Annotated in this window: 11 protein-coding genes; 5 read left to right on the top strand and 6 right to left on the bottom strand. The window is 64.9% G+C overall.

The window, feature by feature from the left end; all coding sequences use genetic code 11:
* Positions 1-212 precede the first annotated feature (212 nt).
* Positions 213-968 carry an IMP cyclohydrolase gene (locus tag ACIRRA_RS24020; RefSeq protein ID WP_402771949.1) on the top strand — a complete coding sequence of 252 codons (756 nt, stop codon included), beginning with the start codon at positions 213-215 and terminating at the stop codon, positions 966-968.
* 131 nt (positions 969-1,099) lie between these two features.
* On the opposite strand, the gene ACIRRA_RS24015 is transcribed toward ACIRRA_RS24020, so the two are convergent.
* The 5 genes from ACIRRA_RS24015 to ACIRRA_RS23995 form a co-directional block, all read right to left on the bottom strand.
* Complete coding sequence (locus ACIRRA_RS24015) at positions 1,100-2,530, bottom strand: cellulase family glycosylhydrolase (protein ID WP_402771946.1); 1,431 nt, start codon at positions 2,528-2,530, stop codon at positions 1,100-1,102.
* 311 nt (positions 2,531-2,841) lie between these two features.
* A complete protein-coding gene (locus tag ACIRRA_RS24010) occupies positions 2,842-3,018 on the bottom strand; it encodes an alpha/beta fold hydrolase (protein WP_402771943.1) in 177 nt (58 codons plus the stop codon).
* A gap of 29 nt (positions 3,019-3,047) precedes the next feature.
* Positions 3,048-3,482 (bottom strand): alpha/beta fold hydrolase, encoded by a 435-nt coding sequence (locus tag ACIRRA_RS24005; RefSeq protein ID WP_402771940.1) that lies wholly within the window; start codon positions 3,480-3,482, stop codon positions 3,048-3,050.
* Positions 3,483-3,573: 91 nt separating this feature from the next.
* Positions 3,574-5,823, bottom strand: a complete 2,250-nt coding sequence (locus tag ACIRRA_RS24000; protein WP_402771937.1) for a serine/threonine-protein kinase — start codon at positions 5,821-5,823, stop codon at positions 3,574-3,576.
* Positions 5,824-6,315: 492 nt separating this feature from the next.
* Positions 6,316-6,735 carry a heme-binding protein gene (locus ACIRRA_RS23995; protein WP_402771934.1) on the bottom strand — a complete coding sequence of 140 codons (420 nt, stop codon included), beginning with the start codon at positions 6,733-6,735 and terminating at the stop codon, positions 6,316-6,318.
* A 97-nt stretch (positions 6,736-6,832) separates the two neighbouring features.
* On the opposite strand from ACIRRA_RS23995, the gene ACIRRA_RS23990 reads away from it, so the two are divergent.
* The 4 genes from ACIRRA_RS23990 to ACIRRA_RS23975 all read left to right on the top strand — a co-directional run bounded on the left by ACIRRA_RS23990 (position 6,833) and on the right by ACIRRA_RS23975 (position 9,449).
* A complete protein-coding gene (locus tag ACIRRA_RS23990; protein ID WP_402771932.1) occupies positions 6,833-7,264 on the top strand; it encodes a MarR family winged helix-turn-helix transcriptional regulator in 432 nt (143 codons plus the stop codon).
* 452 nt (positions 7,265-7,716) lie between these two features.
* On the top strand, positions 7,717-8,229 hold the full coding sequence (locus ACIRRA_RS23985; RefSeq protein WP_402771929.1) for a hypothetical protein: 513 nt from the start codon (positions 7,717-7,719) through the stop codon (positions 8,227-8,229).
* 192 nt (positions 8,230-8,421) lie between these two features.
* On the top strand, positions 8,422-8,883 hold the full coding sequence (locus ACIRRA_RS23980; protein WP_402771926.1) for a hypothetical protein: 462 nt from the start codon (positions 8,422-8,424) through the stop codon (positions 8,881-8,883).
* Positions 8,884-9,179: 296 nt separating this feature from the next.
* Positions 9,180-9,449 (top strand): hypothetical protein, encoded by a 270-nt coding sequence (locus tag ACIRRA_RS23975; protein ID WP_402771923.1) that lies wholly within the window; start codon positions 9,180-9,182, stop codon positions 9,447-9,449.
* A 174-nt stretch (positions 9,450-9,623) separates the two neighbouring features.
* Here the strand turns inward: ACIRRA_RS23975 and ACIRRA_RS23970 are convergent, their stop codons facing one another.
* Entirely contained in the window at positions 9,624-9,866 is a 243-nt protein-coding gene (locus ACIRRA_RS23970) for a hypothetical protein (protein WP_402771920.1), read from the bottom strand.
* Positions 9,867-10,228: the final 362 nt, after the last annotated feature.

Raw genomic sequence — 10,228 nt, 5'->3', positions numbered from 1 at the left:
CGCTGATCGCCATCGTCGCCTGAATCGGGTATCGGCGCGTGCCCGAGAACATCCGCTATTGGCACACCACGCTGACCGAACCGGCCAGCGCGGGGCATCGGAAGATCAACTGGCCGTGCCGATCCGAGGCCGGCGGAACATCCGCTATTGCCGATGTGCGTGCTCGCATGAGGCATGCTGGGGCCGATGCCCGGTGATCAATAGGGAGCGCGATGCCAGTCGATGTCTGTGAGTTCATGGTCCGTAACCCATACCCAGGGCGGGTGATCGGGTTCCGGTCCGCCCGGCCGGGTCACCTTGAAGGGCTCATGATGTTGACCGGCCGCAGCCCGGCGTCCAAAGCCCGTGCGCTCGATCCCATACGGAACGGCAACGTCGTGCTGCAGGCCCGTGCCACCGATGATGGCCCTCACGACGAGTTGCGGCACTACCCGGCAGTGATTGCTGACAACCACGGGATCGTGATCGCCAACGGCGACCACTCCGTCCCCCTGCACGCTGCACTCGCCGACGCGCGGCTCGACTCCCAAATCGCCGCCACCAGATACGAACCGGACCCGCCTATCAACACTTCCCGGATATCGGTCGTGCTCGAACTGCGCACCCAGCGGGTCATCGCCTCGGTCAACGCAGCAGCCACGACTGACCGCGATGCCGCGGCAGTGCTCGCACGGTTCGACGCCCACGCCGGAGACCTGAATGACTGGATCATGTTGTCCACCTACCAGTCCGACGGAACAATCATCGAGCCGAACTACCAGTTCACCAGGGTCGCGTTCAGCACAGGCGATCCTCTTGCCGAGGCGTGGGAGGCCGCAGATCCGCGTTACCGGGTCGCTGCTGCTGCGATCACCTTCGAAAACGGTACCGCAGTGGCGGAAACGGTGTTCCACACCGGCGCTGCCGACAGGGCCGACCATCCGGTTCGGTACCGTACCGAAGAATCGAGTTCAGTTGTCGCTGTATAGCTTTCGGCGGGACGGGTGGTAGTTGCTGCTGGACGATGGCGCCCAGCAGCCAGGGCAGCAGCGTACGGATCGTCGCGGCCGGATCGTCGACGCCCAGTTCGGCCGTGAGGAACGACTGAGCCTCGGCTGCTTCAGCGGCCGGTCACCGTCAGGTGCACGGCATGTTGTCCGGGTGTGGCCCTGAGCTGGAGCAGTGCGGCATCGGGGGCCGACACCACATCGGCACCGTCGACCTCGACTTGATAGCCGTTGGGAAAGTCACTGCTGGGCAGGAACACCTCGGTGAGGGCGTCGCCGGCCAATGGTCGGCCCGGGTCGACGGGAACGGTGTCGAATCGGAGGCTGAACGTTGCGGCGTCGGGGTCATACTTCCATCCCTGCGGGGTGCCTGCGACGGCCTGCGGGTACGGACGCACGATGCCGATGCCGGGGCTGATCAGATTGGGGCCGGTCGGGGGTTGCTGGGGATGATCCGGCAGCTGATTCTGCGTCTTGGACCAGAGCATCCATGAGGCCATGTTGTCGTCGAGGCGGCCGGTGACGCGGTCCAAGATCGCCCGATCGTCCGTCGCCCCGAACTCGGTCACTATCCCGACGGTATCGGCGGCGCGAGTGCTGTCGAAGCCGTTCTCCGGGCACGTCTGGATCGGCCCGAGGCAGTAGTCGTGAAAGCTCATACCGGCGCGAGGATCGCCGGTCGGGTTCGGCATGCGCACCGGTGCGCCGAAATCGGTGGTGACGAACGGTTCGTAGAACAGCAGGTGCTGCGTGTCGGCCTGCCGGATAGCGCTCATCGCCTTGCCTTGCAAGGCCGCGAGGCCGTCGCTCGAGAATCCGGGGCAACCGTCCAACAGGCAATCCGGGTGCGTCGCACCAGGCCACGGCTCGTTGATGAGGTCATAGCCCAGCACGTACGGTTCGCCGGCAAAGGCTTGCGCGACATGCGACCACATCGCCGCATAGTGCTCCTGCACACCGATGCCGTCCGATGCCGGGTGATCACTCCAGAAGTTGGCCCAGGTCCGGTTCTCCGCCGGACCCAACGCATAGGCTATGAACAGGCCCAGATTCGGCCCTATCGGCAGTCCGTCGGGGAATGCCGCCCAGTCGGGGAATCCGTTCCAGGTCCCGCCGACCAGCTCGTTGAACGCATCCTGATGGGAATCGACGAGTGCGTAGATATTGTGCCGAGCGAGAACCTGTTGGGTTTGTTCGATCTGTGCGATGTAGTCGTCGTCGTAGACGCCGGGCCGCGGCTCGGCCGAACTCCACGTGAATCCCAGTCGCACCACGTTGAACCCGTTGTCTGCGAGGAATTGGGCGTCGCTGTCGCTGAAGCCACCGGCCGCAGGGTAATACGGCGGGGTCTTGTACACGAGGTTGACGCCGTGCAGGGTGATCACCCTCCCTTCGGCGTCGGTGAGCCAGCGGCCCATGTGTCCCAATTCCGCCGAACCAGATGTCGCCGTGACGGGCGTCGCCATGGCGGGTGCCTCCGGCGCCAGCGCCAGCAGCAACGCAACCGCCCCGAGACACCGCGCCGCCCAGGAAGCGGTGATCACCGCGAGCCATCCACTGTGCCGCGACAAAAACCGGGAGCACCGACGTTCACCCAACCGCGTAGACCAGCGTTTATGTCGCACATGCATGAAACCATAGCTGCCGATCGCCGCTGCCGGGAAAACCGGCTGTCCTGGTTCATCTGACCGAGCGCACGAATGATCGGCGCACGGTCTTCCGGCTTGGCGTCCTTCATAGCGCGATGGAAGGTGCGAACCGTTTGGCCAGTTCGGTGAGCGTGACTCGATGTAAGCCCACCTCGTCGGCCAGCCGGATCGCCTCGGAAACGACTGTCTCCGTTGACAAGCCGATCCTAGGCATGGGTGACCTGACTGATCAGTCGGCCGATGGCGGCCGCGGTGGTCTCCGGGGCCCGTGCCTGCGGGAAGTGGCCGACATCGGGAACCATCACCACCTCCGCGCGCGGTTGACGGCCGATCCATTCGGCTTCGGCGGCCGGGTTCTTCCAGTCCACATCCGCGGAGCCCATGACAACGACCGCCGGCGCATGCACCGAGGTCAGTCGTTGCTCGGCGGGGCATGCGAGGTGCGGCCGGTACGCACGAACGCTGTCCAGTGGCCGGAACGAGTCAGATTCTCACGCACTCGGGTCTTGTGCTCTTCATAGCCATCCGGCTTCTTGCCGGGTAGCCACGGGTAGTAGGCCATGAACACTGTTGCTCCCCAAGGCTTGACGAACAGTAGCCGCATCAGCAATCGCTCGAGCGGGCCGCCGTGATCCCGGACCATCGGGCCCGACAGCACCAACCCGCGCACCTTCTCGGGTGCCTCGGCCGCGGCGATGACGCTGGCGCCCATGGAGTTTCCGGCGAGGAAGGCTGGTTCACCCAGTTCGTCGATGAGCGCCGGGATGTCGTCGGCGAGATCGACGTCGTCGTCGGAGCCGAAGCTGGCATCGCTGTCACCGTGCCCACGGATATCGATGATCGCCACGCCGGCACCCGCGCTCGATGAGCAGGGGCGTCAGGTGCCGATAACTCTGCCGAAGTTCGCCCCAGCACTCGGTCGTATGGCCATCCATCGGTCAGGCGTGAGAATGGGGATCCACGATGCGATTGAGGGCCGCCAGATCCGATTGCAGGGCGTAGAAGGTGCGCAGGGTGACGGCGAAGGCGACAAGCCCACCGACACAGAGGGCTACCATCGAGCCGATCACCGTGTGCTGCTGTTGCGGAGTCAAGAACATCAGCCCTAACGGCACGCCGATCAGCGGAACCGATGCCGCCACACCGAGGTACACGCGGCTGCGTTGGATCAGCCGATGCAGCCGGGTGGCGTCGTCGGGGGAGAGGTGCCCGGTGGCGACCAAACCCGGGTAGTACCAGCGCAGCATGAAGAAGGTGGCCGGAAAGTACGTGTACACGACCGCTACCGTGGCTGCGACGAGGCTCGAGGCGATCAGATTGGCCAGCAGCCCGGCCGGCAGCGGCCCTAGTGACAGCAGTTTCACCAGGAAGATGCCCATGGCCAGGGTCCATCCGGTGAACGCGACTGCCGCGATCCGGTCGCCGCAGGCGAGGGTGTCGGCACGCGCACGGGCGAGGGTGGTCTCGTCGAAGTGTTTGCCGCGGCGCAGGCCGTCGGGCACTAGGAAGACGTTGCGGCACCAGTACAGCAGTCCGGCGATGGCGACCGGATAGGAGATCGCGATCACCACGTAACCCAGGTGGGTCAGCCGCCCGGCAGCCTCGGAGCCCAGTTCGAGTTGGATCAGCCGGACGTTGTGCGCCGACAGGTACAGTCCGGCCGCAACCTGGCCGAACATGGTTGTCGGAAGCACCACCGGAATCGGCCGCATGCGCAGCCGTGCCCGCAGGCTGTGTGCGGGCGGGTCGACCAGGTCGCGGGCGGCCCGGTCCTGGCTCAATTCGAGCCGCTGGGCCAGTTCGGCACCGCTGGGGTAGCGGTCGGCGGGGTCGGGCGCGAGGCAGGTGAGCAGTGCGTGACGCAGTAGGGCCGGGCAGTCAGGGGGCAGCTCGGCCTCCAGAGTCGCGTCGACGGGCCGGCGGCGTCGATCGATCATCGCCTGCAGCGATTGCTCCGATTCGCCGGCCCCGTCTCCGTCGTCGAACGGTCGCCGTCCGGTGAGCAGTTCCCACAGGACCACCGCCAGTGCGTAGAGGTCGCTGCGGGTGTCCAGATCGGCGGCAGTGGTGGCCACGTTGGGGTGGCAGGCCTCGAGCTGTTCGGGGGACATGTAGCGCAGGGAGCCGCCGAAGTAGGCGACGGGGTTCGCACCGGGCAGATGCCGGCTGAAGCTGATGTTGAAATCGGCCAGTTTGGGCTGACCGTCGGCGGTCAACAGCACATTTGCGGGTTTGATGTCGCGGTGCAGCACACCGTGGCGATTGGCGTAGTCGAGTGCGGCGGCCAGCCGGGCGCCCAGCCAGGCCACGGTTTCCGGCCAGGTGAGCTGTTCCAGTTCCTCGCGCACGGGCGAGGGCTGCGGCGCGAGCACGCCCGTGGTCGTGGTGGCGGCGTCGATAGCCTCCAGCAGCAGCTTGCCGCTGCGTCCGGCCCGTGGGGTGCGCTGCAGCAGTCGCAACACGCCCAGCAGGGTGCCGCCGGGCACGTACTGCATGTACATCAGCTTCAGATGCTGTTCAGTGATCTGACGCTGATCGAAGACGCGGACGATATGGTCGTGGTCGAGCTGGGCCAGCGTCTGCGGTTCGGAGCCGCGGTCGCGGGAGATCTTCACAGCTACCAGTCGGCTCAGCGATCGCTGCCGAGCCAGGAATACGCGCGCGAACGCGCCTCTGCCCAGCGGCAGCAGCAGATCGAAATCGTCGAGGGATGCGCCCGTATCGATGGAGTCGAGAGCATCGACTGCCGTGGGGTCGGCCAGCAGCGTGCTGCGCAGGCCGCCGACATCGAAAGTCTCGGTGATGCGGGCCATTTGGGTCGGATAGTCGTGCTCGTACTCGGTGAGGTCGATGTCGTTGCGACAGCTGCGGGCACTGATCTCCTCGTAGATGAGATCCGGCGGCAGCGGGGCAGTGCCCAGTTCCGGGAACTGTTCGCGATAGTCGGCAAGGCGCAGCGCGTCGTCGCTGCGCCACCACCGTTCGTGCAGATCCACTTTGATCAGTTCGATCAATGCGGTCCGCCGCAGCGCGGGCTCGACCGGCAGGTGGATCGACAGATCGGGTGGTTCGCTCGATGAGTGCCAGTGCTCGGTGAACTGGGCAACCAGAGTCGTCAACGCGGTCTGCGTTGCAGTCGCGCGGGCGGCACCGGGGTCGAATGCGCTCGCGCCGAGGTCCTTATCCATCGTCGCTCGCCTCGAAGCGGTTGATCCCGCCTCCCCAACAAGGGGTGTTGGATCCCTCAGGTGGATGATCGGCACTTCATCAACAGCCTTACACCGTTGCTGCCCAGCTGTCCACCCCCTGCCAAGGAGCCATGAACGACTCGCGGCGACAACAAATCACAGGTATCGGGGCGATCCTGATGACTGGCAGACCGTTGGCCTCCGCATCAGGTGCGGATGCCCATGGTCATCGTGATGCGGCACTGACCGAATCAACCTTGCCGGGCGGCGCCAGCGAAACGACCGAGCCCCCACCCGGACACCGGACGGGGGCTCAGCAGAGTCTCTACCAGCAGCGATACACGCGCTGCTCCACTCCTTTGCAAGGCTGATCCGCTTCGGGATTCGACCCGATTGACATCCAACCGCTGCACGTCAAACGCGGTGGTCAGAGCGCTGATCAGCGCTACCCCGCACTGCCCGACTCGGGCATCTCGACGTTGTGGTTGTCAACTATGTTGACGCGGAGACCGACAGGGAGTCGACCCCGATATTGGCGCACTCGTCGTCCTGTTCGAGCGTCCCTCCGGCGATTGCGATCGCACCGGCGACGACGCCGTCGCGTCGGATCAGCCGAGCGGCCCCGCCTGCCACGATGGGCGTTCCCGCTACTTCGACTATCTGCGCGAACACCGCGGGGTACGCCTGCTGCAGATTCATCAGGTCACTGCCGTCGCGATGAAACAGCGCAACGCTGGATGCTTTCGCCGGGGCGATACGGGCCGACATCGGATTCGCACCGTCCATGCGATCGAGAACCTGTAGGTGACCGCCGGCGTCGACGATGGCAATGGTGACAGTCGCGCCGATTTCGGTGGCGTGTTCGCGTATACGGTCGCTGACGGCCCGAGCTTCGTCCAAAGTGAGTGACATCGGTTCTACCTCTGATCTCTTGGTTCAACCAACCTTGGTTGGACCCATGGTACACGGATTAATGGGATGGACCAAGGGATTGGCTTAGACTTCGGATATGGAGATGCACGAAGCGCCAACCCGTTTGCGCCGGAAACCCAGCTGGCTGATCAACAGGGTTTCCGCGCGGGCGCATCGACTCATCGGAGCAACGATGACCGCTGTCGGTGGGCATGCCTTTCACTTCGCGATCCTCGCCGCGCTGGACGAGTTTGGCCCAGACAGCCAGGTGAAGATCGGCCTACGGTGCGGGATCGACCAGAGCGACATGCACACAATGCTCAATGAGCTGGCAGAACAAGGCTACGTCGAGCGCACCTCGGACCCTGCCGACCGGCGCCGCAACCTGATCACTCTCACCGCCGCCGGGCGACGGCGGCTCGAAGAACTGGACACGACACTCACGGGGGTTCAACACGACATCTTGGCCGCCCTGTCGGCCACCGAGCGCGACAAACTCACCGTGCTGCTCACCCGCATCCTCGACTAGATCCGCACGTCCGCGCAATCCCCCTGCTGAATTGGGTACTGAGTTCGACCGCATTGGGGGTACTGCGGGCCGCCTGCGCGCGTCAGGCGACTGGGAGGCCGACAACGCCACCATCGTGACTACCGCCCAACGACCTTGGTTGATTGGTCAGCGAGAATCAGGGCCCAGACTGCCCGCATCCAAACGCACTCAACTGCCGCATGGCGCGCTGACCGAACCGGCCAGCGCGGGGCGCCGGCGGCCGAAACCTGGTGCGGTGCAGAACGTCCGCTAGCCGATGACCGGGCATAGGAAGCGATCTCAGGTATCGAGGGGCTCACGCCTGGTATGCGTGGCCCGTTTCGCGTGTCCTGATCCGTGTTACGTCACTCTGAAATGAGTGTCGGTCACTTGCGATAGTCTGCGCCAGTCCCCTTGACACAGGGGGATTTTCGACAACTGGGGAGTGAAGTATGAACATGTCGGTCCTTGCTCGTTCGACCGTCGGTATCGCCGCAGCCGCGGCGATGGGGGTGGCCACCATCGTCTCGGCTACGACCGCATCGGCAGATATGACCATTACGTCGTCGCAAGCCTATTGCGTCGGCTCGACCTACACCGTGACTCTGCCCGCCGCCGACGCCGCGGTGTTGATCGGCAATGTCCCCAACGACACCGAATTCGCGTTCCGAACATCGGCGGCCGGGGGCTCGACGTTCACCACGTTCACGACGGTGCCGTACGTCGCGGGCAAGGACGTCGTCGCGTCTTGGACGCCAACCGCGCCCGGCCAGGTGATGGTCAGCGCGTGGCCCAACAACATCTACACGGGCCTGGCGTGGTTCGGTGAGAACGGGCCCACGGTCAACGTTGTCCAGACCGCTCCCGCCGGGACAACCTGCACCCCGTCCACGGGCGGAACAGGTAGCGCGAACTCGATTCCGGTGATCGGCGGTCTCCTCAGCAGCCTTTCGGCTCAGAAGTAGCATCACCCTTCCGAAAGCCCTGGCTTGCCAGGGCTTTCGGAAGTCCACAACATCGGCGCTGGTCAAAGAGTGCGCAGAATCGTTGTGGCAGTGAACCGAACGGCCCAACCGAGACTGACTTCGCAGACCACGGCTCGCACCTACGCAATCCACCGCAAGATCAGCCGACCGACCCGTGGAACCATCCATCAGATGGCACCCACAGGCAGGTACGAATACGTGAGTCCGCAATGGCTCGACGCCGTCGAGTCGATCATCGCGGATCTGCTGCAAGACCAAGATCTCGGCTCACTCGACTACTCCATCTGTGAGGACCTGACGAGCCCACCACCCGGCCGGGCCAACACACCCGCCGGAACCCTGAGCTGGTTCATCCACATACACGGAAACAACCTCGAGGTCCGCGGCGGCTCCGTCGAGGACGCCGATATTCGGATCGTCGCAGACTATGCGACGCACCATGAGCTCTCCCGACGAGTATGGGCCGGTGATCCAGAGGCCATCGCCGCCGCCCAGCACCACCGCCAAATCGCCACGGCCACCGGCAAACTCCGCATCGACGGCGACCTCACGGCGGCCCCACCCGCCGTCCTGGAGCTGGTCGCCCGACTCCACGACCCGGTCGCCGCGATCACCGCCCAATTGGACCCCTAGCGGCACCCGACTGGGTGCTTCGCTCTCCCAAGCGCTCTGGCCAGCAAGGGTCAGACGCCTGGCTACACGTGGAGCAAGTGAGCTCTCATGCCGCGACCCGCGCGGTTCGAACCGGCCAGACGCCGTGACCTGAAGATCAACGGCCCGAGATCATCTCGCCGTTGACGCCGGCGGACCGTCCGCAACTGCCGAATCCAGCGAGTTGACGTGATCGGCGTTTCGAGCTGTCCGAGCGGAGTCAGGTCATGGGCAACGGTGACCCTGGTACGGCCGGCGGGACGCGAGGTGGGGCGTGGATGCTGACCGAGATCACGGTCCGTTCCACCGGCGGTCCCCTCGCCGTCGAGGAGTTCGCCTCGACCGAGCAGCTCGTGCAGGCCGTGCTCTACGAGGATCCGTGGCACATGTATGACAGCACCCGGGAGCTGGATCGGGTGCCCGAACGGTACCGGCGGGCACTCTGTGCGGGGTTCCGCACCCTGCCGGCTCCCTCGCTCGAAGGGTCGATGCGCCTGCCCGCGCCCATCCTTCGGACACCGCAACCCGGGCGTGCGTGCAGGCGTTAGCGCAACACCTCAAAGCCCGTGACACCCACGTATGTGAGCCTCGAGGTCACGGCGAACCACACCGACTTCGCGACGCCGGAACTGGCGGTGGTGCACACTGCCGCCACCGCCACCGCCACCGCCATCGGCGTCCGTGTGCGAGTGTCGGCGCCGGCGGTCGTGCCGAACGCTCTACTAGTCGCTACCGAAGAACTCGAAGAACTCGAACGGCAGCAGATGGTGGAACCATCCCGGAGGGATTCCCCAGCCCGGAGGGAAGAAGTGCTTACTGTCCCAGCCGTTGTCCCAGTGCTGATCGACAGGGGTGGGGGTGTAGTTGGTGACCACATCGGCCTGGGCCGGCACGGTCACGGCGGTTACCGGAGCCACCGCAATCGCACCGGCGAGGACGGCCCGAGCCACCATTTGCCTGGTCATTGCGAACACTGCTGATCCTTCTAATGATCCATTCAACTCGATTGCACCAGTGCTATCCCCGCGCAACGTGCGTGGAAGATTGCTCGGTCGACTGCTACCGAACCAGCGGTGGAAATATGAGCCGATACATCCGCAGCACGGCGAATAGCACAGGCGACGACACAACCATAACCCCGCCAGATTCTCCCGAGCAATTGATCGCTGCCTTTATCTACTCGATCGTCGCAGCTCAGATGCATAATCGATGCCGCCGCCGGCCATGGCCGGAACGGTGAACGCAAGGTCGACTGCCGGTACCGGACAGGGGCTCGCGATGAGATTTGCATGACAACCCTCATTTCCGACTTGACCCAATTGGGTCC

It is taken from the genome of Nocardia sp. NPDC101769 (assembly GCF_044766925.1).
Taxonomy (GTDB): domain Bacteria; phylum Actinomycetota; class Actinomycetes; order Mycobacteriales; family Mycobacteriaceae; genus Nocardia.
Note: the sequence above shows the minus strand (reverse complement) of the source record. Positions and strands in the feature narration are given on the sequence as shown.